Here is a 22,295-nt window from a genome sequence, read left to right on the forward strand (position 1 = left end):
AATGCCAAAAGTTAAATCAGCAGAAAGAACCTTGCGGCTGTTGGAAGCGATCGCGCATCATTCCAAAGGCTTGAGTTTTTCGGATATCCAGCAAATATTGAATACGCCTAAAAGCTCCACCTTTAGTTTGATCCAAGAACTAGTCGAGAATGATTACCTTTCCTTTAATGATAATGCTAAGAAATACGTGGCAGGCAGTAATTTTATAAAGTTAGCGGCGAACTTTATCGGCAGCGGTGATCTGGTTCAAGAGTTAAAAATACTGACCAATGAATTATCCATTAGAGTGCGGACAACCTCCCATGCCGGTATTTTAGATGGGATAGAAGTAATCTACTTGGCTCGCAGCGAGCACTTTGAAAATTATTCTCTAATGAAACAAATCGGCGGACGTCTGCCGGCTAATTGTACGGCTATCGGAAAAATGCTGCTTTCACAGTATTCAGATGAGACGATTCGGGAGCTTTATCGCGAGGTGCCGTGGCGAATGCTGACGGTCAATTCGAAGAAAAGTGTTGATGAGCTGTTAGAAGAGCTGCGGATCTTCCGAGCACAGGGCTATTCAACGGAGTACCAAGAAGCAAGTGAGTCGTCAAACTGCATCGCGATGCCGATCATTCAAAATGGAAAAATGATTGCATCCTTCAGCTGTACCTTCTCAACAGCTGAGATCGCGTCTATCGACATTGATGATGTCGTAGATACCATGAGAAGCTGTAAGCAGGAGATCGAAAGTCGTCTGGAACTCTTATTGTAGTAATGAAGAAGCAGCTGCCTAGAAATTTCTAGGCAGCTGCTTTTTAGGCCTTCTTTTCACACATTAAAAGATGATCGCAAACCATTACGACTTCTTCACGTTGATTCTTTACAGTGAGTGTCTCATAGACGATCCCCCTATTTTTGCGCTTTGGATGATCTTCCTTTTTAGAAATTGTTGTTGTGGTGGTAATCGTGTCGCCAATGAAGACGGGTTTGATAAATCGCAGATGTTCATATCCATAAGAAAAGGCTGCTGGATTAATCAGGTTGGCGGTCATACCGACTGCAATACTGAAGGTGAGGGTTCCATGAGCGATCCGCTGGCCAAAAGGCTGCGTTTTGCACCATTCCTCGTCCATATGATGGGGAAAGAAATCCCCTGTTTGTCCAGCGTGGGTGACTATATCGGCTTCTGTGATTGTTCTGCCGTAAGATTTTCGTTCGCTGTCTAATTGATAGTCTTCAAAATAGATTGCTTTTTCCATAATTAGGTCTCCTTTATGCCAAAATTCAAATTATCTTCTCCGAGAGTAGGTGCTCCTTTTGGTGAAGTAAAGATCTCTCCATCGATTCTGATGGGACAGCGGGTCGTATAAAAAGGCGTTCCATCGCTGCTGATGATTGTTTGCTTCATGTGCAATTCCTCAAAAAGTCCCGCCTGCTCCATTTGCTGCCAATCAAGGACCTTTGTACACCAGATGTCAGCAGGTTCTAAAATCGCTAACCAGTCTTCAGTAGTTTGGGTGATTAATTTTGCTTGCAGCATTCTTTTTATCTCGTCACTGTCGTGTTCGACTGAATGGGAAGCCATAAACGCTGTCAGTTCTGGATAGTCCAATAATTCTGCCAGCTTTTCAATGGGACACATAGCGATTGCGAGATGTCCGTTTATGGTTTCATAAATGCCGTACGGTGCGTCGATGTACGGATTTGCATTGTGAAATCCGCTGCGTACCGGCAGCTCATTTCCGTTATTCAAAAAGGTCGTAAAGGATTCAAATTGCAGATCCATCAAGGAAGTGAGAAGCTCTGTCTGGATGACACACCCTTCACCAGTTTGCTGGGCATTGAATATTCCTGCTAAGACACCCTGACATAGATGCTCTCCGGCCGCTAGATCAGCCATGGAAAGTCCAAAGGGGAGCGGTGCCTGCTCTTTGTCTCCGTTCAGATAGCAGATTCCTGACATTCCTTGTACCAGCAAGTCTTGTCCCGGCCAGCTGCTCCAAGGGGAGGCTTCGCCGTAGCCCGTTATCTCGCCATAAACGATTTTCGGGTTAATTTGATGGATCGAGTCAGCATCCAACTTTAATTTTTTTGCTACACTTGGCCGAAAATTCACTAAAACCACATCCGCCGTTTTGACTAGTGCTTGAAACGATTGTTGCGCAGAGGCTTCTTTTAAATTCAATTCAAGTCCCTGCTTATTCCGGTTGATCGCATGAAAAAGAGAGCTGTCGTTGTCTATTTTAAAATTAGAAACGTATAGCTGCCGGCAGATATCACCGCTGTCTTTTTTTTCCACCTTGATAACCTCAGCGCCTAGATCAGCAAGCTTCAAACCAGCCGAAGGAGCGGAAAGAAACTGGCTGCAATCTAAAACTCGAATTCCTTCCAAAGGTTTATTCATTTGTGCTCCCTCCCAGTTCATTCATAATTTTGTCATGGTCCTGATCCAATAGAGGAGCTGGTTTTGCAGCAGGGTTTCTGCTGCCGTTTACTCGAATCGGACAGCCAGTCGTATGGACCGATCCTTCAGGAGTTGTCAGCTGTATATCAAAGTTTAGTGCTTTAAAGCCCGCTTGCTTTATTAATTCCTGCCAATTGTAGACGGGTGCGGCCCAGTAGCCGCCAGACAATAGAATAGCTGCCCATTCGTCAGTGGTTTTATTAACAAGCTTCTCCGCTATCAGCTGTTTGATTTCATCTCTTGAAGTGAAAGCAAGGGTTTCTTTTTCGTATTCAGCCAATTGGGGAAGACCGATCAAGCGGCCCAAAAGGTTCAAAGAGCCCATTGCAATGGATAAGTAACCATCCTTGGTTTGATAGATTCCATAGGGTGCCGCTAAGTAGGCGTGTGCATTATTGAAGTTTGATCGTTCCGGTAATTTTTGCCCATCATTAAAGTAGGAAGTAAGGACTTCAAACTGCAGCGAAATAGCCGATTCTAACAGACTGACTTCGACCAGTCCGCCAGTATTGGTTTTATTTCTGCGGATCAGGCAGCTCAAAATACCTTCAGCTAAATGGATTCCTGCGAATGAATCGGCAACAGAAAGAGCAAAGGGTGTCGGCGGTTGATCAGCATTGCCGTTTAAAAAAGTAAGGCCGGAAAGTGACTGGGCTAATAAATCCTGACCAGGTTTTGCAGCCAAGCTGGCAGCTATTCCATACCCCGTTACAGTACCGTAAATGAGCTTTGGATTAAGCTGCTTCACCGTATCGTAATCAAGTCCGAGCTTTTTCATTACTCCCGGCCGATTGTTTTCGATCAGCACATCCGCTTTTTTTATCAGCTCTAAGGTAGTTTCTTTGTCTTTCGGATCTTTCAAATTCAGCGCAATGCTTTCTTTGTTGCGGTTGATGGTATGAAAAAGCAGGCTGTCGCTGCCGACTTTCTGCTTTTTCAGTACTAAATGACGAGAGCTGTCACCGACAGCGGGGCGTTCGACCTTAATGACCCTCGCGCCTAAATCAGCTAGGCGCAATGCGCAGGAGGGCCCAGCCAAGAACTGACTGAAATCCAGCACTGTGATTCCGTTTAAAAGTGTCACTAAAATCAGCTCCTTGCTTGATGTAAAGATTCTTGGTACAAAGCGTCCATTTTGCCTAAAACCTCTTTCGGATTCCCGCCATGCATGGCGTATTCCCGCACGAAGTGGCCGGCATGATCCTGAAAATGCAGATAGCCATTGTAGCGAGGCCGCAGATAAGAGTTGTCCAGAGTCTGAAGGGTATTCTCAAAAAAGTTTTCACAGCGCCGATTTGTTTCTGGACTGAGCCAAGCCTTCCGATGCCCAGGTTGTCCGCCGGCATCAAAAAAGAGTGTTTCTTGGATTAACGGCGAAGCGGTGTATTCGGCATACCGGCAGGCCAGCTCGCTGTTTTTTGAGGCTGAGGAAACGGCCAAGCCTGTTCCGCCAAGTACAGTTTTCAGCGGCTCATCATTAAAGGTTACGGTGTCGGTCGCCACAAGCAGATGCTTTCCATATCCTGCTTTCGAATAGTTGGTGTAGCCATAGGCATAAGGACAATAAACGATATCTTCGTTTTCCGCCATGTAATTATGTACATTGATCGGGTCCCACTGAAGGATATCTGCTCGGCATAAGCTGACAATCTCGCGAATAGATTCTAAGGCGATTATTCCGCTTTCCTCATCCATCACTTTCCCATTTTCAAACATAGGGGCTTTGAGAGTAGCACCGAACATATAAAAATCCATCAAAAGATTGATCGGGATTCCTGCGATTGCGACTTTATTCTGCCGTGCGAGAGCCAGAACCTCTTGCCAATTTTTAGGAAGGGCCTGATCTGAGAAAAATTGTTGATTGTAAACGGCAATAGGAGTAGCTGCATCGACAGCTAATGCTGATTGAAAGCCGTCAAAATTATAAGAAAGGTGAGACATTCCTACAGAATTCCGTTCTTGATCTGCTAAAAAATCAGCTGACAGATGAAGAGACAGGTCGGCCAGAATTCCGCTCTTTTGAGCAAATCCGGCCCAAGGGTGATCGATGATCAAAAGATCGTATTGATCAGCAAGATTCTGAATCGGCGCATCCGCAAATTCCTGTAACGAGCGTTTTTCCCACTCAATGTCAACGCCAGGGTTTAATTCACAAAAACGTTGAGCCGTAGCAACAACAGATGTAAAACCGCGACTGTGGTTCCAAGTAATTCCTTTAAGCTTTGTCATAATTATTCCTCCATCGCTTTATTGGTACTACCAATATATCAAATTTATCTAAAAAATCAAGCGTTTCCAAAGAAAGAAAAAAGTTTATTATTTATCTGTCAAAAAATTGAAAAATAAAAATTACCTATATAAAGTCATTCTTTTGCCGACAATTACGAATAGATAGAGCAATAAAAATTTTAAAAAATAGGTTGACTTATTTTTATTAAGCGGTTACATTCTAAGTATAAAGTTCATAAAAGAGAAATAGGTTCATAAATATGAACTAGAAGGGCGGTTTTGTTTTGAAGATGGATTTGAAAGGAATTTATGCAGCGATGTTGACACCTTTAACAGAAGAAGGAGGTGTAGATGTTCCGGCACTTGAACGAATGATTGCTTTTTATGTCGACAAGGGGATCTCAGGTGTTTTTGCGGTCAGCTCTGTTGGTGAAGCGGCGCATTTTGATACGAAGGAAGCGCGGACTATTTTAGAAACAGTCAAAGCAGCCAGCGAAGACAAGCTGCAGTTGTTTGCAGGTGTCACCGCGACTACCAGCAGCACTGCCGTCGAGGTGGGGAAAATAGCTGAGGAGCTGGGCTACGATGGGATCGTATCGGCACCGCCATATTTCTACCAGCCTAGTGATGATGCGATTTTAGCTTACTTTGAGGACATCAATGATCAGGTCGATTTGCCGCTGATTGTATACAATGTGCCTTTATTTGCACCAGCATTGAGTAAGGAGCTGCTAGTAGAGGTAGCAAAACTCACAAACGTCGTTGGCGTAAAAGAATCTAGCGGGAATCTAGTTGATGTGCTGCATATTTTAGATATGTTGAAAGACGAGCAGCTAGACACCTCCTTCTTGATTGGAAGAGAAGAGATGTATTTAAGCTCATTGATCGCAGGAGCCGATGGCTGTATGGTGGCTACAGCTGGGATCATTCCGGAAGCCTATCAAAAAATCGAAGAATTGTATTTGGCAGGAAGAATCAGTGAAGCAGCAGAAGTGCAGCAGGCGATTTTACCCTTGCTGAGAGAATGCTTCAAAGTCAATTTCCCGGCTGGCTTCAAAGTCGCTTTAGCGGCCAGAGGACTAGATACGCCGTTATATGTGAAGCGAAAAATGTCCGAACAGGAGCAGCAGGAATTAGCCCGTTCAGCAGAAACGATTAAACAGGAAGTGGCAAGGATTTTGGCGTTTGTCGGTACTTATTAACAGGTATTAGGAGGAATAAAAATGGTCGGAGCTTTTACAGTACTATTGTTGGCATGTTTTTTTCAAGGAAGTTTTGGGATTTGCTTTAAGAAATACCAACCCTTTTCTTGGGAGGCTTTTTGGACACTCTTTTCCATTATTGGTGTTTTGCTGATCCCTCACATTTGGGCCTTTATCGAGGTGCCTAATTATATGAGCTATATTCTGAATACGCCGATCGATAAGATCTTTTTCGGCGCATTGATGGGCTTTTTCTGGGGAATCAGTTCGATCGCATACAGTAAAGCGATTGATATGATCGGTGTTTCGCTCGTGACAGGGATCAACTTAGGCCTGTCTTTACTGCTGGGAAGCTTTGTGCCGATGTTTATTCTTGGAACCTTCCCGTCGACGAAGGCGTTGATCATGCTGATTTTGAGTATGGCTGTTTTGATGGGTGGCGTACTGGTCCTTTCTAAAGCCGGCTTTATGAAAAATGACAGTGATGAAGAAAATGACGAAGCAGCGGCAGAGGATTCTGCGCCTAAGAAGAATTCCAAGTTTATGGTCGGTTTTCTCTTAGCGCTTGCTTCTGGTGCAGGATCAGCGGCGATCAATATTGGTGCCTCAGCAGCGAATTATCCGGTTCAGCTAGCGATCGATTCAGGCGTATCGCCAGTCAGTGCCAGTCTGTTGTCATGGGTGATTGTGTTTGCCGGCGGATTTATCGCGAATTTTATCTATGCTGTAATTGTGCTGGTTAAAAATAAAACCTATACTGATTATAAAAAGCCGGGTGCTGGAAAAGCCTATTTCAAGGTTTTAGTTACTTCATTTGTTTGGTTCGCAGCTTTAGCGGTCTATGGAAAAGCGACTCACCTGCTAGGCGATCTAGGTCCGATCGTGGGTTGGGTTGGATTTAACGGCTTGGCCTTGATCATTGCCAATATGTGGGGATTTAGAGATGGGGAGTGGAAAGGATTTCCGAAGGCACAACGGATCGCTGTCATCGGAAATGCCATCATCGTCATTTCATTAGTTTTTGTCGCTTTAGCAAATTCACTGTAAAGATAAAAATCTAGGAGGAACAACATGGTTAACTCTATCAAGGAATTGAATTATGTACCAGAAGTACCGGAGAGCCCTCGGAATATTGTGCTTATCGGAGCTGGCGGAATCGTATCCGGCTCTCAATTGCCAGCATATCAGATGGCTGGTTTCCCAGTGGTGGGAATTTATGATCTCGATTATGAAAAGGCTAAACAAGTTGCGAAGGATTTTGACATCCCTCATGCCTACAATGAACTGTCAGAGTTGATTGAATTAGCGCAGAAGGAAAATGCCGTATTTGATATTGCGGTCCCTGCGTCTGCCACAGCGGATATTTTGCGTCAGCTGCCAGAGCATGCCGGCGTTTTGATGCAAAAGCCTATGGGTGAGAGCATTGAACAGGCTCAGGAGATTTTGACGATTTGCCGAGAAAAAGCGTTTGTAGCCGGATTGAACTTTCAATTAAGGCAAGCACCTTACATGATCGCAGCCAGAAAATTGATCAATGATGGGCTGATCGGCGAGATCGTCGATATTGATTGGCGTGTCGTTGAATTGCATCCATGGCATCTGTGGGATTTCTTGTTTGAAAAGGAACGAATGGAGATTAATTATCATAGTATCCATTATGTTGATCTGGTTCGCAGTATTGTGGGGAATCCAACGAGTGTTTATTGTAAAACGATGCAGCATCCTAAAATGAAAGCGTTAAAACAAACGCGTTCTGCAATGATTCTTGATTATGGGCCTGATCTGCGGGTAAATCTGCATATCAATCACAACCATGATTATGCGCCGGACTATCAAGAATCGACCTGCAAGATCGAAGGGCTGAAAGGAGCTATTCGCATCACGATCGGTTTGATCCTGGATTATCCGACAGGACGGCCAGATAAGGTAGAGTACATTCTTGATGACGGCAAAGGCTGGCGAGAACTGGAAGTGAAGGGCAGCTGGTTTAATGAAGCCTTTATCGGAACGATGGGCGGCTTGATGAAAAAAATGGACGACTCAACGTATGAGTACATGAATGATATTGAAGATGCGTACCAGACGATGTGTGTCGTCGAGGCGTTATATGCCTCCAGTGATAACGGAGGAACACCAGTAAACTATTAAAAGAGGGAAAAAGCATGGAGAAGATTATTGATACGCATGTTCATACGTGGGATTTGAAGCAGCTGAGACTTCCTTGGCTGGACACGGAAGAGTATTTGGCTCAGACCTTTACCGAAGCAGACTATCAAAAAGCTGTGACTAGTGATCGCTTTACGATAACGGATGCGTTGTACGTGGAGGTCGATTGTGCACCGAATGATCGAGAAAAGGAAAACGACTGGATCATCCATCAGTGTAACTGCGCAACGAGCATCTTCAAGGGAGCGGTAATAGCCGGTGATTTAGCGACCGATCAGTTTAGCGAATCTATCGAAACCTATCGCTCCAGCATTTTAGGGGTCCGACAGGTCTTGCATGTTCCTGAACGGGAGCGCGGCTTTTGTTTGCAGCCCCAATTTATGGAAAATGTTCGCTATTTAGGAGAAATCGGATTGACCTTTGATCTTTGTATGAGAAATGAAGAGTTATCGGATGGCTATGAACTGGCTAAAAGCTGCCCCGGAACCAGTATCATTCTTAATCACATGGGGAATCCCAATATGGAGCTGCTGTCTCAACCGCTAACGGATGAAAAAAAGAAGTATCGTGAAACGTGGTTTGAGAATCTAAAGAAATTGTCTGATTTACCTAATGTATACTGTAAAATCTCGGGTGTTATGGAGACGGAGCAGGCCAGGTTTGAGGATTTTTCCGAGGAAATCCATCAGGTGATGACGCTTTTCGGCGAAGACCGGATTCTTTATGCATCGAATTTTCCTGTTATAGATTTAGGCGGCGGTCTTAATAAATGGACGGACTTTCTTTTAACCTTGACTGCGGAGCGTACCAAAGAGTTTCGAAGGAAGCTGTTCAGCGAAAACGCCCAATCAGTTTACTTAAAACAGAAATAATGGAGGAATTGGACATGACAGTAACAAGATATGGCGCTATTTCTACCTTAAAGCCAGAGTCGAAACAAAAATATATTGAGCTGCATGCGAATGCCTGGCCAAAAGTAAATGAAATGATCAAGAAATGCAATTTGCAAAATTATTCCATTTATCAAATCGACAATACCTTATTTTCTTATTACGAGTATACAGGTGATGACTATGACGCTGACATGGCGAAAATGGCGGCGGATAAAACGACTCAAGAGTGGTGGGACGAGTGTATCCCATGTATGAAGCCCTTAGACGGCTATGGTGACGAAGGTGTTTGGACGACAATGAAGGAAATCTATCATCTGAATTAATTAGGAGGAAAAGAACAAGATGGCGAATCGTATGATATTAAATGAAACTTCTTATCACGGAAAAGGAGCGATCGAATCGGTCCCGGCGGAGTTTCATAAGCGCGGCTTCAAAAAAGCAGTAGTTATTACAGACAAAGATTTGATCCAGTTTAACGTAGCCACGAAGGTTACTGACTTGCTGGATAAGGCAGGAATCACTTATGAAATCTATGATGGGATCGTACCGAATCCGACAGTGGAAAATGTACAAGCCGGAGTAGCTTTTGTTAAAAAAGCGCAGGCCGATGTGATTATCGCGATCGGCGGCGGCTCGCCGATCGATACAGCGAAGGCAATCGGCATCATTGTGGAAAATCCTGAGTTTGCGGATGTGGTAAGTCTAGAAGGCGAGGTAGGAACAAAAAATCCGGCATTACCGATTTTGGCGATCCCGACGACTTCAGGGACGGCTGCGGAAGTAACGATCAACTACGTTATTACGGACAAAGCAAAAAATCGCAAGTTTGTTTGTGTTGATCCGCATGATATTCCGGTCGTTGCCTTTATCGATAGTGAGATGATGATGGGCATGCCGAAAGGGCTTTGCGCTGCAACTGGGATGGATGCCATGACCCATGCGATCGAAGGATTTATCACGAAGGGTGCCTGGGAAATGAGCGACATGCTGCATCTGAAAGCCATCGAAATCATCGGTCGTTCTTTACGTGCCTCTGTCGCGGGAGAAGAAAAAGGGCGCGAAGAAATGGCCTTAGGGCAATATATCGCTGGTATGGGCTTTTCTAATGTAGGCTTAGGCTTGGTTCATGGAATGGCGCATCCTTTATCTGCGTGGTATAACATTCCCCACGGTGTCGCTTGTGCCGCTCTTTTACCAAGCGTGATGAAGTACAATAAAGAGTTTACGGGAGAGAAATATCGTGAAATCGCCAAGGTGTTAAACGTTGAAGGCGCTGAAGCGATGTCCTTAGAAGAAGTCAGAACGGTTGCTTGTACAGCGATTGACCAAATGAGTAAGGATGTCGGAATCCCTGCAACAATCTCTGAATTAGGCGTTAAAGCAGAGGATATTCCTAAAATCGCAGAGGATGCCTTTAAGGATGTCTGCACTCCGGGAAATCCACGAGATACCTCATTAGAAGAGATCATTACGATCTATAACAGCTTGATGTAAAAAATAAGAGACCGCTCCCTGCAATTTTCTAAATGATGATTGCGAGAAGCGGTCTTTTGGTATCAAAAAAACACCCAACCCCCTGCTGAGCAAGGACTTGAGTGTCTGTAAGAAGTCTTACATTAATTTGTTGTAGAATTATAAATTGGTATTATGGCATATTGTGACACGTCATAAAGGTTGTTAAATCAACGTTTTATATTTTTTCTTGAACACTCGATATGATTAGATATCACTTGTAACTAAGCCAAAAACTAAGCCAAAAAAAAAAAAAGAAATGTGGGGCACGTAAGATAGAAAATTAAAATAACTACAATGATACCTTGTGTTTTTCAGCTTTTTTCGAAAAGGTCATAAGAAAAATGCTGCAATCGAAAACGTATTGAGTCTTCAATAACTAAGTCATTTTTTGATGAGCAACTTTATATATTTTAGAGAAACAGTTGCTGATTAGGATTGTTTGAGAAATTTAATTTTGAGATTCAGGATTAAATAAGATAAACTACTACAAATACATAACAACGAATGCCTAAAAGGTAAATTTCTATTTGTTACAATGGGAGTCTTGCAGAAAAAATCATAGAGGATCTTAATTGTACTTGTACGACTGAAGGAATTAAAACATTTAATAAAGATACGCGTACATGGACGATTACACCAGTGAGTGAAATCAAGTTTGTTCCTGCAGCAATTGAGTTTGAGAAATGAGATTTAAATAATTCCACAAACTAAGGTTTGCTATCGTAGCATCCACGCTAAGGCATAAACTACTCCATAGTATGGGGCTATCACAGACTTTTCGACAAAATGAAGACACTGCGACTTAACTTCACAGTGTCTAAAGAAGGACTTCTATTTTCTAAAGCAGTAGTCCATATGATCATTTACAAGTCCTATGGACTGCATGAATGCATAAACGGATGTTGTACCAAGAAATTTGAAACCTCTTTCTTTAAGCTCCTTGCTTATCTTATCAGACAATTCGGTGGAGGCAGGAACATCTTCAATGGTATCCCAATGGTTATTTATGGTTTTACCGGATACAAAATTCCAAATAAAAGAATCAAAACTGCCGAATTCTTCTTGAATTTTCAAGAAAGCTTTTGCATTACTGATTGCTGATTTAACCTTTAACTTATTTCTAATTACACCTGGGTTATTTAAAAGCTCCTCAATTTTACTATCAGAGTATTTTGAAATTTGATTGTAGTCAAAATTATCATAAGCTTCTGTTAAAGTTGTTCGTTTAGCTAAAATTGTAGACCAACTTAGACCAGCTTGCATACTTTCTAAGATAAGAAATTCAAATAGTGTTTGATCATCATGAACAGGAATTCCCCATTCCGTATCATGATAGATTTTCTCCAACTCATTATTGTTTGCCCAATTACAACGCTTTTTCATAAACACACTCCTTTTAAATGGTATTATATCATACGGAAAAAGTATGCAAGCGGAGGGCATGAAGGAGGAATAATATGAAACATGTTTGGACATTTTCTTGTAGTCCAGATGATGAGGGCAATTTTCCAGAGCTGTATTCATCGTTTAAAAAAGCTTTGTATCGTTTCAATGATGAATACGAATTTGTGGTAGCTAGAGGAAAGATTATTGAGGTTAGTCGTAGTGATGGAAAGATTGCAGCAAGTTGGACTGAAGGTAAAGGTTCTACACAAGAAACACAATTTTCAATTCTACTAGAAAAAATTTCAGTCAGCTAACGACTTTTAATCATTAAAAAATTACCTCATAAGGATAGGAGGTAATTAAAGTAAGTGATAAGAAATTACTATCTTTGTAGAAGTACTTTTGATACAAAGATTGCTGCTAAGTATCCCAATATTAGCAGTGCAATCCATAGCCCGGCTTTTTTTACAAGGGAAGTTTTGTTTTTCATAATGTAACACCCTTTCGCTTGTTATTTAGTAAAAGTATACATTGACTAGCTGAAAATTGATAGATAGAAAGTTAAGCTAACGGAGGAATTGTGGGAAGAAATAAAGTAGGAAAAAGCTCCATTAGTTGGAGCATTAGCATACAAAAGAAAGAGTAGAATAGCAGTGATTTTATCAAACATAACCTTGAGAAAGATACAGTTACGGCTGTCATATTAAATAGCCTATCATTACGAAACATAACAAGTATTTCTCGTTTTGCTTTGTGATCTGATATGCCATGCCAGCCAATAAGGAAAATAGCATGCAGGATATGCCATTCCAAAGATCTATCCCATTTGAAATGAAATGAAACGCACCCCAGGTTAATGAGAGAACTAAACCACCAAAGGGAAAAAGTTTAGGGCAGGATAAGTTTGGTGATGAATCAATTGATTTTTGAGCATAAATAATAATCATTGATACTAAAGCAACTTCAAAAATATAGTAGATATATTGAGTGATAACAAGATATAAGTTCTCTTTGGTTCTTATTTCTCCAATAATCTTTAAAGTCCCCCAGTCAATATAAGTAATAACTTTACAGAAAAAAAGAAGACAAATAAATATAAAAAAACCTAAATTAGTGACGTCTTCATTCTCTTTGGTTCTTATTTCGCTATCCAATTTGGATCTGTATCTGATTATGCCCATGATGGAAATCGCCCAAAGGAGTGAGGTAATAAGTGAATGAAGTCCTTTTTGAAAAATTGTGTAGTCACTGTAATAGTAGCCAAAAAGAAAAGGTTCAATTACTCCTAAAGAAAAAAGTTCTAGTGAAGCCAGAACTATGAAGCAGAAAATTGAAAGATAAAAATATTTTTTTTGAATTTTCAAAGGTTATCAACTCTTCCTATATATATTAATTTATAGTATCAAACCTGTTAGAAAGTGTAAAGAAAGCCTTTTTAGAGGGAAAACAGCACTATATATTTTAAAGCGTATTGCGCAAGTCGAGTATCAGAAGAAAATGAAAATTACCTCTGCTAACGGAGGAAATCAAGTAGGAAAGCTCCATTAATTGGGGCTATCCTACTACGAGTCAAGCAAAAAATAAAAAAAGGAAAGATTACTTTCCCTGTAATGAAAACAAATACATCAAAAATAAATTTATCATTGCTATAACAATATATAGCAATCCTATTTTGAAACCAAAGATTTTATAAAAAGAAAGGCCTCCTACACTATAAACAAAAATTTCTAACATAAGTTTGTTTAATCCGGTAAGAACGTGGGGAGATTTTGGGGCACCATAGCGAGCCCATATTAGTGTAATTAAAATACTGATTATTAAAAATAGTATTTTAATATAAATTTTTTTCTCAATGAAAATCCCGCTTAGTATCCCTAGTACAGTTACTACTTCTAAGAGAAAACGGGCAGACAATATAATCTCAGTCATTTTTTTACTTCCTCAACAATTTTCTCACATTGAATTTTCAGGTCGTGTAAGTCCTTTCTTAGTAAAAGTGGTAACTCAGATTGCATCTTGCGTTTCATTAGTTTTATAGACAAACCTTCCAATGATTCAGATACCTCAACTGTGGTTCTTGACTTATTGGTTGTCAACTTCCAATTATGAACGGCGTATGCACCAATTGTTTTTCCAGTCCAACCAAATAAAGAAGTTGTGCAAGTGTGAATCTGAGAGTTGTATTTTAAACCATTAGATTTCCACTTAAAATCAGTACCGGTACTAACGTTATTGTCGATAGATAATAACTGTACATTACTAATATCTTGACGCCAGGTAGGCCATTCTAAAATATTTGACAAAATTGACATGATGGTTTTCTTACTTGCATGTATTTCGATGGTCTCATGAGCAATAACCGGAGCCTGATAATTTATTTCTGTATTAAAAACATTTACTGAATTAGTCATAGTAATCCTCCTACTACAATATATTTATAGGTTATAAGGGACTAACTTAAGTAATCCCTTTTATCTATCATGTTGCTTAAGCTGTTAGAATGAGAAAGCAATGGTCAGGCGTAAAACCTCCTTGGACTATCACGTCCGCTATCAAGTCTGTCAACCAGCTGCTCATTCACAGCGTTCGTTTTATGCAGGTTGAACTGCTGTTTTCCAGTACGTTCGTGTCACCCCCAGTAGATTGAATCGGCAATGTGCTAATGCTGGCATTTCATTGCAATAATTTTTAAGGAGAGGATTATTTTGAACGCAGTAGGTGTTGATGTTTCTAAAGGTAAAAGCGTTATTTCGATTATCCGTCCCTTCGGTGAAGTTGTTTTGAGTCCTCGCGAGATCAGCCATACTTCTAGTGATATTAATGAGTTGATTCATTCTCTTTTAAAGCTAGAAGGAGACATCAGGATCGTCATGGAATACACAGGGCGCTATCACGAACCTGTTGCACATTGGCTTTCTGACGCAGGCTTTTATGTCAGTGTAGTAAATCCCAAACTCGTTAAAGATTTTGGAAATAACACTTTACGTAAAGTAAAATCTGATAAAAAAGACGCTATTAAGATCGCTCGCTACGCGCTTGACAACTGGAACGACCTGCGACAGTACAATCTTGTGGATAAGCAAAGAGATCAATTAAAGACCCTGAACCGTCAATTTGATTTTTATACGAAGAATAAAACTGCCATTAAAAATAATCTCATTTCTCTTTTGGATCAAACTTTCCCTGGAGCCAATACGTTTTTCTCTAGTCCGGCACGATCCAACGGAAGTCAAAAATGGGTTGATTTTGTTACAACTTTTTGGCATGTTGATTGTGTTCGAAATATGTCCTTGAACGCATTTACCGAACGGTATCGAAAATTTTGTAAGCGTAACGGATATGACTTTCAACCAAATAAACCTGAACAACTTCTTAAATCATCCAAAGAATTAGTTGCTATTTTACCCAAAGATAAAATGACTAAATTGCTTATTATGCAGGCAATTGAGCAATTAAATACTCTTTCCAAAACCGTTGAACAACTTCGTTTACAAATGGACCAACTGGCTTCACAATTGCCGGAATATCCTGTAGTCATGTCCATGAAAGGTGTTGGAGCGTCATTAGGTCCTCAGCTTATAGCAGAAATTGGCGACATTAGTCGTTTCTCTCGCAGAGGAGCATTAACTGCTTTTGCGGGTGTCGATCCTGGTGTGAATCAATCTGGCACTTATAATCAAAAGGGTGTTCGCACCTCTAAGCGTGGCTCTGCACAGCTTCGAAAGACTCTTTTTCAAGTCATGAATACTTTAGTTAAAAATTCCCCAGAAGACGATCCTGTATACACGTTCATTTCTAAAAAGAGAGCAGAAGGAAAACCTTATTATGTCTATATGACCGCTGGATCAAATAAATTCTTGCGTGTCTACTACGGACGTGTAAAAGAATACCTAGCTTCATTTCCAAAAATGGAATAGCGCCATGCACGTATGAATTAAATTAAAAACCAGCGATTTTCGGTGGTTCTATTTGTCATGCTCTCAAAACAGACAAATTTTTTAGTAATTTCTGATTGACTTTTTATTTGCAGGCTTGATACTATTTTACACTAGTGGGCTAATAACTAAAATAGGGCTTGGGACCAATTCGGTTATTGAGCAATTCTATTTGAAATAACTATAAATAGGACACATTAAATAAACCTCAGCCCTGTAAAAAAAAACTAGCTACGGCTCCTTGACTATATAAGTAAATGAATAGTTAGTTGGTTAAATTTTATTCTTTGGATACTTATAGACGGTACCTTTTAAGGCCATTGCATAAAGACACTTGATCAATTTATTAATGCAGGCTACAGTAGCAACTTTATGTTTCTTAGAATACGGGTGTTCTTTTAGTTTGTAGTAATAATCAACAATATGGTTTGGGTGCCAACGTTGTTGTCTAATCATATTTGAAATGACGACATAAAATATTTTTCTTGCGTTGGAATTCCCACATTTATTGATGTGATCGTGCCCAATAAATGTACCAGATTGATATCGCCGGATATCAATACCGATATAAGCATTCATTTTTTTTGGTGAATCAAACCTATTTAAATCGCCCAATTCTCCAATGATCAAAGCGGCGCTAAGCTCACCGATACCAGGAAAACTAGCAAAAGAGTGGAATTCTTTTGATTGCCTAGCTAAGTTAATTAGCTGCTTAGCTAATGCTTCCTTTTTGGCCAGCAATTCTTGTAGTTGATCTGAGAAATAACCGATCTTTTCTGTAAGCGTCAGATAATAAGGCGTCTCGTTTTCTCCTTCGCCGACTGCTAAACTTACTATATCAACTACAGGAGGTGTTCCAAATGGAGAAAAAAGAGATTGTGCCCATTCAGATCGTGGATCGAAATCCACCAATGGCACCCACTGCTCCCGCAAAATCGAAACTCGCTGCTCGTGTAAAATTAGGCCAAGCCGAAGCCTATATTTACAATGGAACGGATAAATATATTTTAGCTACAATCATGAAGGAGCTGAGCATCCATGCTTCTCGACTTCACTCACGTACCTAATATCTTTATCGTTTGTGGGAAAACCGATCTTCGAAAAGGAATCGATGGACTTGCGGCCTTTGTCACAGAAACATATCAACTCGATGTTTTCGATCACTCGCTCTTTCTGTTTTGTGGCTCAAAACCAGACCGCTTCAAGGCACTTTACTGGGAAGGTGATGGCTTTTTATTATTGTACAAACGATTTGAAAATGGTCGGCTTCAATGGCCGAAAAACTCTTCAGAAATGAAGAAATTAGATGTTCGGCAATTGAAGCGACTGCTTATAGGCTTTTCGATCGAAGAGAAGAAAACCATTCATTCCAGCACCAAGGGTGCCTTCTATTGAAGTAGTAGAAACGTTGGTTTTATGCGATTTCTACTACTTTTTTGTCGTCAGAAATGGTATAATAATAACAGGTGATATCAAGCGTGGAGGTGTAAATGATTGACTAAAAAGGGAAATCAGCTTCTTTTGGATAACAAGAAACTGGAGAAGCGTCTCCAAGAAATGACTGAACAATTTGAACTCGTCCTTGAACAAAATCAGTACCTTCAAGAACAGCTATTCGCGATGCAGCGTCAGATGTATGGACGAAAAAAAGAAGATACGCCATCTGTCGATGGGCAAACAAATTTATTTGATACAGACCCTTTTAAGGAACCAGAGCAGACTGGTCAGGAAAGCCAGGAATTGATTGAGGTAAAGAGCTTTAGACGGAAAAAGACAAAAGGAAAAAAAGCCTTGTCGCTTGCCCACTTACCCGCAAACCATCTTCACTATTATTTGGAGGGTGAAGACTGTCTTTGTGATGCCTGTGGTACTCACATGACTGAAATTGGCTCCACCGTCGTCCGTGAAGAACCTCTATTTATTCCTGCTCATATTGAAAAAAATTTATTTCACCAGCATGCGTACAAGTGTTGCACATGTGAAAAAGACAATGGAACAACATCAATTAAGAAAGCTCGTGTACCAAAACCTCTGATCAATAATAGTTTTGGCAGTCCTACGATGGTAGCTCAGACAATCGTTGAAAAATATATCAAGAAAGTGCCTGCCTATCGGCAAGAGAACGAATGGAAAACCTTTGGCTTTCCATTGGATCGCCAGAAAATTACACATTGGCATCTTCTGGCGACAGACTACGTCTTGTCGCCGCTGTATCAACTATTAAAAGATACCTTACAGAACCAAGAAGTCATTCATGCGGATGAGACGCACTACAATGTCTTAGACGTTCCAAAAGCCACGACCTATTATTGGCTGTATACTTCTGGAAAAGCAGAAAGCTATCCCATTGTTCTTTACCAACATGAATTATCGCGCAAATATGAAATCCCTCAGAATTTTCTTACACACTTTACTGGCTATCTACATAGTGATGCTTACGCAGCTTATGGAAAAATGGCTGGCATCAAGAATGTTTACTGCTGGGCACATGTTCGTCGGAAATTTCATGAAGCGATCGGCTCACAGCCCAAAAAATATAGCACCGCCTTATTAGGCGAGCGCTATTGCGACCTTCTTTTCAAAGAAGAGAAGAAACTACGCCATCTAGATCCAACGGATCGTCAAAAACAGCGCAGTCAATGGATCAAACCCATCGTGGATGAATTCTTTTCTTGGGCATCTAATCTATGTGTTCTCCCAAGATCAAAACTGGGAGAAGCCGTTGCATATCTGCTAAAGTACAAGGAAGGATTGTGTACTTTCTTAGAGGATGGACGGTTAGAAACCACGAACAATCGCGCGGAACGAGCCATCAAAGAATTGGTGATCGGTCGAAAAAACTGGTTGTTCTCAAAAAGCGAAAAAGGGGCGCAAGCAACAGGAATCATTCTGAGCATTCTACGGACAGCTGTAGAAAATGGCTTAGATCCAAGAAAATATCTGATCTATTTATTTGAAAATATCCCCAACCTGCCAAGTTTAACAAAACCTGCGCTGGCAGCTTATTTGCCTTGGAATCAGGAAGTTCAAAGAAAGTGCCAAGCTAACTATTAATAAAAAAAGCACGCCCATCAATCATCCTTAAGTATACAGGAGGATTGATGGGCTTTTAATACACCTTACTATCTGACGCTTACTCTTTTCTACTTGGATATCGGTAGAAGAGACCGCTGGATAAGAGTTCTTAGCGTAATTAATAATACGCAGTGCTATTTCAGTTGCTTTGTCATCAGACATTTTTTTAGCAGCATTTCGTTTTATAAAGTTTTTAATTTTTGTTTTTGAAGTTTTTAAAACTATATCCGGATGAGGAAAGACTTTAATGAAGGCTAGCGAATACGACAAAATCCGATTATCAATCAGGTAATCAAGTTCAGGAAAGCATTGATGTAATGCGTTGTGAAGACGAATACGAGTTCGTTGAGCAAATTCATCTACTTCAGTGTAGAAGCGACACAAGCTACGTAGTGAAGAATAAATTGAGGTAGGAGAGGTGCAAGCGACTCGCTCATTTCTCAAATGAGATTGAGCTAGCTTATGAGAGTCATGTTTATCTGTTTTCCAATTGCGAAGGCTTCCTTGATCTAGCTGACGCTTGGCCAAGTAGGGATTTAGGCAATAGAAAGATAGATTGTTCTCAGCGCAAAACCGATCAATTACTTTGGAATAGATACCAGTAGATTCGTAGACAATATCGGGCGGAGTGGGACAAGAGTTGACGACATCCAAAAGCGTTTGAAAACCAAGTTTAGTATGCATGATTTCAAATTCTGATTGGCAAACAGACTCTTCGTACAAAACAACATTACTTTTACCCTTGGAGACGTCTAAAGCAATAACATAGGTCATAAATTTACTCTCTTTCTAAAAGTATTTGAAAGTTCTTCACTCTGTCATTTCGATTCTACTTTCCTAAACCCGAGCTCGTAGCCCATCATACTTTAAACCGATTCGGAAATGAAAGTGAAGAAGCCCAGTTTCACGTTGGGATTCTACGATCCAGCCCCAAGATCCGAGCTTTCTTTCACTTCTAACTATAGCTTAGAAAGCTATAGCGGCAAGAAAATCCGTCAATTTTCTTACAAGTCCATATTAGTATGTTTCACGTAGAAATGCATGAATTAATTTACAAAATAGAAAAGCTTATTCTATTTTGTAAATTAAACAGATTAGATTAAAGATTTTTGACATCAACATTTTTTGCTCCATTTCTCCAATATTGACAGCTTGTGAATTGGCCTTGTCAGAAACAATACGTATGGATAAAAAGCTTATTTTATTCAAAAAGCAACATTGGGCTATTGAAGCTGATTCCATGTCAACACAATCAATGTGAAAGTCATTTATTAAAGATGTCCTTTGTTTATACGTGGTGACGAAACCTTCACCTGTACCAAAAATACCCTTTTTTAATGAAGGATCATGTTTTGAGAACGAATGAATTACATCTTTATCCGCTTCGTAAAAGAGTTGATAGGGAAATTTAAGTTGCGATTGCTTTTTTCGAATGTCGTAATGACAATACTTCTTACCGAGATAAATATCTGATAAAGAAGAATTAGAAGATATTCCTCCACAAATACCGATATTAAGAACCAGATCTGGAGAAAATTTATCAATTAATACTTGAGTAAAAATGGAACTATTTGTTTTGCCCTGACCGGAACAAAGTAAAACAAATTGATGGACACCTTGTTTTGAAACATAGAATTTTCTACTTAGATATTCGAATATTTGTACAGGAGCTAGTCTTTCTATTAACGGTTGGATTTCCAAATCCATAGCAGAAATAATTCCAATTTTCATAATAGATCCTCCAAGATGATTTTAGAAAATTGTACCATAAAAATTATTGAAAGATGCGAATGAAAAAGTCCACAAACGGAGGAGATCACGGAAAAAAATAAAGAGACTGTTGGTTAGACAGTTTCTTTATATTAATTATGAATCAAAAATTAGTGGGACTAATTTTTATCGTAACAATTCCCAAAGTGATTTTGAAAAGGCCGTCTATTACAAATAGTTGATTTATAGGTAACATAAAAAAATAATTAATCAATACATTAGATACTGTCAGGATTGATAGTACTAACATAATTTTACCGTGTACAGGTATGAAAGCTAAAAAATGAACACTGACTGCTAAAAATACCATTTTCCAAGTAAGAATAATTTGGGAAGCGAATACTACCTTTTGGCCTACTAGTGGGATCGTAGCAAGAACTATCATTGCGGTGAGTAATAACAACCCGATGTTTGACCAAGTATTTTGCTTTTTGGTGCCTTTATGAAGAGCATATTTATTTCTTGTTCTTTTATTCAATTGCCAAAACATACCTAGGCTATAAATAATTATAAATAGTATTGGATTAGGAATAACGCCAGAGCTAGTTCTTAAAGGAATTAATAGCGTTAGTGTAGAAATGCCGGCAATTACTAGCCATATGCCATTAATAAGTTGTCGAGGATAAACGTATAATGTCTCATTTTTCATAATGCAACCTTCTTTCTAAAAGGATTATATCAAAAAATCACGAAGTGAGTGTGGTAATTATTAAATGATATGGACTTACACAAACGGAGGAATTGTGGGAAGAAATAAAGTAGGAAAAAGCTCCATTAGTTGGGGCTATAAAGTAAAAAAGTCTCAAAACTGAGACTTAAATGAAAAATAATTTATGAGGATTTTCGTTTTGCAGCAACTCGACATGAAATATAGTAAAAAAGCATTGCAAACGCACCTGTTGCCCCTACAAGAAAGTACCAATTGGAAGTATATAAAGAAAGACAGAAAAAGAATGATAAGATAGTTGCTGTAATAATAATGCCCAAATTAGCTTGTTTTAGATTCAAAAAATCACCACCTATTCATAGTGTTAAGTATAGTGATTTGTACGGGAGAATTCAATCAGAAAAAGCATATATTTTTGTTTATTTTGAAGAAAGCAAAAAGTTCAGTTATAGGAAGAATTACAGGAAAAAGGTCACGTGTATGGGGCGCTATCAAGTAGAAATAGAAAAGAAAAAATGGTGCCAAAAAAAGACACCACAGCTTCTATTTTTCTCTTTTGAAAGTAATTAAAGTGGCACCTTTGAATTGAAGTGAAGTTGACATATAGGAATATGTGACAAGCTCCCAACCTTCTTGTGAGCGTTCGTTAAATAGATCATTTAACTCGAGTATGTCACTTTCTTCCGCTTTGTCAGTAGTCCATTTAGTTTTCGTATACAGTACTTCAGTTTTATATTCGTACATTTCTATTACTCCTTGTATATTAGAGTTAGGGTTTTAACCTTCCGGTTTTGATTGGATAACCCTATGAACCATCGTTATTTAAATTTGGTATTAACTCATTCATTTTGAGATAATATATTTATTGGATTGAGAGGCTATGCCGTTTACTCCTTGAGTTTTTGAAGCTCGTAATCGAAAGACTGGCACCTCTCTCTGATAAGTGGATCACGTATGAGTTAGATGTTGAAAGTTTTTGCTTTACTCCGTATCTCGTACAAGGTAGTG

The 22,295-nt window shown here is 39.8% G+C and carries 24 protein-coding genes; 11 read left to right on the forward strand and 13 right to left on the reverse strand.

Translation table 11 applies throughout. From position 1 onward, the window contains the following. Position 1: 1 nt before the first annotated feature. Complete coding sequence (locus IGI67_RS13640; RefSeq protein ID WP_429958062.1) at positions 2–757, forward strand: IclR family transcriptional regulator; 756 nt, start codon at positions 2–4, stop codon at positions 755–757. A 43-nt stretch (positions 758–800) separates the two neighbouring features. Here IGI67_RS13640 and IGI67_RS13645 read toward each other — a convergent pair whose 3' ends face one another. From IGI67_RS13645 to IGI67_RS13660, 4 genes are read right to left on the reverse strand one after another with little or no spacing between them, the layout of a single operon-like run. Next, on the reverse strand, positions 801–1,244 hold the full coding sequence (locus tag IGI67_RS13645; protein WP_429958063.1) for a MaoC family dehydratase: 444 nt from the start codon (positions 1,242–1,244) through the stop codon (positions 801–803). Between the two features lie 2 nt (positions 1,245–1,246). Beyond that, entirely contained in the window at positions 1,247–2,389 is a 1,143-nt protein-coding gene (locus IGI67_RS13650) for a CaiB/BaiF CoA transferase family protein (RefSeq protein WP_429958064.1), read from the reverse strand. Continuing rightward, a complete protein-coding gene (locus IGI67_RS13655) occupies positions 2,382–3,533 on the reverse strand; it encodes a CaiB/BaiF CoA transferase family protein (protein WP_429958065.1) in 1,152 nt (383 codons plus the stop codon). The genes IGI67_RS13650 and IGI67_RS13655 overlap by 8 nt, the downstream gene beginning before the upstream one ends. Positions 3,534–3,538: 5 nt before the next feature. Next, on the reverse strand, positions 3,539–4,678 hold the full coding sequence (locus IGI67_RS13660) for an extracellular solute-binding protein (protein WP_429958066.1): 1,140 nt from the start codon (positions 4,676–4,678) through the stop codon (positions 3,539–3,541). Between the two features lie 290 nt (positions 4,679–4,968). Between IGI67_RS13660 and IGI67_RS13665 the strand changes: the two genes are divergently transcribed. The 6 genes from IGI67_RS13665 to fucO are packed head-to-tail and all read left to right on the forward strand — an operon-like array spanning position 4,969 to position 10,433. Then, on the forward strand, positions 4,969–5,880 hold the full coding sequence (locus IGI67_RS13665) for a dihydrodipicolinate synthase family protein (protein ID WP_429958648.1): 912 nt from the start codon (positions 4,969–4,971) through the stop codon (positions 5,878–5,880). Positions 5,881–5,901: 21 nt separating this feature from the next. After that, entirely contained in the window at positions 5,902–6,927 is a 1,026-nt protein-coding gene (locus tag IGI67_RS13670; RefSeq protein WP_429958067.1) for an L-rhamnose/proton symporter RhaT, read from the forward strand. Between the two features lie 24 nt (positions 6,928–6,951). After that, positions 6,952–8,028: a Gfo/Idh/MocA family protein gene (locus tag IGI67_RS13675; protein ID WP_207107263.1), complete on the forward strand. Its 1,077-nt coding sequence runs from the start codon at positions 6,952–6,954 to the stop codon at positions 8,026–8,028. Between the two features lie 14 nt (positions 8,029–8,042). Further along, positions 8,043–8,918, forward strand: a complete 876-nt coding sequence (locus IGI67_RS13680) for an amidohydrolase family protein (RefSeq protein ID WP_429958068.1) — start codon at positions 8,043–8,045, stop codon at positions 8,916–8,918. Positions 8,919–8,932: 14 nt separating this feature from the next. Further along, positions 8,933–9,262, forward strand: a complete 330-nt coding sequence (locus tag IGI67_RS13685) for an L-rhamnose mutarotase (protein ID WP_207107265.1) — start codon at positions 8,933–8,935, stop codon at positions 9,260–9,262. 19 nt (positions 9,263–9,281) lie between these two features. Further along, positions 9,282–10,433 (forward strand): lactaldehyde reductase, encoded by a 1,152-nt coding sequence (gene fucO, locus IGI67_RS13690; protein ID WP_429958069.1) that lies wholly within the window; start codon positions 9,282–9,284, stop codon positions 10,431–10,433. A gap of 852 nt (positions 10,434–11,285) precedes the next feature. Here the strand turns inward: fucO and IGI67_RS13695 are convergent. Further along, complete coding sequence (locus IGI67_RS13695; protein ID WP_429958070.1) at positions 11,286–11,837, reverse strand: DNA-3-methyladenine glycosylase I; 552 nt, start codon at positions 11,835–11,837, stop codon at positions 11,286–11,288. Positions 11,838–11,911: 74 nt separating this feature from the next. On the opposite strand from IGI67_RS13695, the gene IGI67_RS13700 reads away from it, so the two are divergent. Then, the gene (locus IGI67_RS13700) at positions 11,912–12,154 is read left to right on the forward strand and encodes a hypothetical protein (protein WP_429958071.1); all 243 of its coding nucleotides are present in this window, start codon (positions 11,912–11,914) and stop codon (positions 12,152–12,154) included. Between the two features lie 384 nt (positions 12,155–12,538). On the opposite strand, the gene IGI67_RS13705 is transcribed toward IGI67_RS13700, so the two are convergent. The 3 genes from IGI67_RS13705 to IGI67_RS13715 all read right to left on the reverse strand — a co-directional run bounded on the left by IGI67_RS13705 (position 12,539) and on the right by IGI67_RS13715 (position 14,251). Then, positions 12,539–13,204 carry a hypothetical protein gene (locus tag IGI67_RS13705; RefSeq protein WP_429958072.1) on the reverse strand — a complete coding sequence of 222 codons (666 nt, stop codon included), beginning with the start codon at positions 13,202–13,204 and terminating at the stop codon, positions 12,539–12,541. 232 nt (positions 13,205–13,436) lie between these two features. Next, on the reverse strand, positions 13,437–13,769 hold the full coding sequence (locus IGI67_RS13710) for a DUF2568 domain-containing protein (RefSeq protein WP_429958073.1): 333 nt from the start codon (positions 13,767–13,769) through the stop codon (positions 13,437–13,439). Continuing rightward, positions 13,766–14,251 carry a hypothetical protein gene (locus IGI67_RS13715; RefSeq protein ID WP_429958074.1) on the reverse strand — a complete coding sequence of 162 codons (486 nt, stop codon included), beginning with the start codon at positions 14,249–14,251 and terminating at the stop codon, positions 13,766–13,768. The genes IGI67_RS13710 and IGI67_RS13715 overlap by 4 nt, the downstream gene beginning before the upstream one ends. Before the next feature lie 294 nt (positions 14,252–14,545). Here IGI67_RS13715 and IGI67_RS13720 point away from each other — a divergent pair, with 294 nt between their 5' ends. Beyond that, a complete protein-coding gene (locus IGI67_RS13720) occupies positions 14,546–15,757 on the forward strand; it encodes an IS110 family transposase (RefSeq protein ID WP_429958075.1) in 1,212 nt (403 codons plus the stop codon). 291 nt (positions 15,758–16,048) lie between these two features. Here the strand turns inward: IGI67_RS13720 and IGI67_RS13725 are convergent, their stop codons facing one another. After that, positions 16,049–16,693: a transposase gene (locus IGI67_RS13725; protein WP_429958076.1), complete on the reverse strand. Its 645-nt coding sequence runs from the start codon at positions 16,691–16,693 to the stop codon at positions 16,049–16,051. Between the two features lie 120 nt (positions 16,694–16,813). On the opposite strand from IGI67_RS13725, the gene tnpB reads away from it, so the two are divergent. Then, positions 16,814–17,170 carry an IS66 family insertion sequence element accessory protein TnpB gene (tnpB, locus tag IGI67_RS13730; protein ID WP_216411126.1) on the forward strand — a complete coding sequence of 119 codons (357 nt, stop codon included), beginning with the start codon at positions 16,814–16,816 and terminating at the stop codon, positions 17,168–17,170. Between the two features lie 99 nt (positions 17,171–17,269). Next, positions 17,270–18,829, forward strand: coding sequence for an IS66 family transposase (gene tnpC, locus IGI67_RS13735; RefSeq protein WP_429956874.1), 1,560 nt, complete (start codon positions 17,270–17,272; stop codon positions 18,827–18,829). A 27-nt stretch (positions 18,830–18,856) separates the two neighbouring features. On the opposite strand, the gene IGI67_RS13740 is transcribed toward tnpC, so the two are convergent. The 4 genes from IGI67_RS13740 to IGI67_RS13755 all read right to left on the reverse strand — a co-directional run bounded on the left by IGI67_RS13740 (position 18,857) and on the right by IGI67_RS13755 (position 22,031). Then, the gene (locus tag IGI67_RS13740) at positions 18,857–19,624 is read right to left on the reverse strand and encodes an IS110 family transposase (protein WP_429958077.1); all 768 of its coding nucleotides are present in this window, start codon (positions 19,622–19,624) and stop codon (positions 18,857–18,859) included. Positions 19,625–19,918: 294 nt separating this feature from the next. Further along, a complete protein-coding gene (locus tag IGI67_RS13745) occupies positions 19,919–20,581 on the reverse strand; it encodes a 5'-methylthioadenosine/S-adenosylhomocysteine nucleosidase (protein WP_429958078.1) in 663 nt (220 codons plus the stop codon). A gap of 142 nt (positions 20,582–20,723) precedes the next feature. After that, positions 20,724–21,269, reverse strand: coding sequence for a DUF6609 family protein (locus tag IGI67_RS13750; RefSeq protein ID WP_429958079.1), 546 nt, complete (start codon positions 21,267–21,269; stop codon positions 20,724–20,726). 561 nt (positions 21,270–21,830) lie between these two features. Beyond that, positions 21,831–22,031 (reverse strand): DUF4177 domain-containing protein, encoded by a 201-nt coding sequence (locus tag IGI67_RS13755; RefSeq protein WP_429958080.1) that lies wholly within the window; start codon positions 22,029–22,031, stop codon positions 21,831–21,833. Positions 22,032–22,295: the final 264 nt, after the last annotated feature.

This window comes from Enterococcus sp. AZ196, assembly GCF_050498845.1.
GTDB lineage: Bacteria > Bacillota > Bacilli > Lactobacillales > Enterococcaceae > Enterococcus_A > Enterococcus_A murrayae.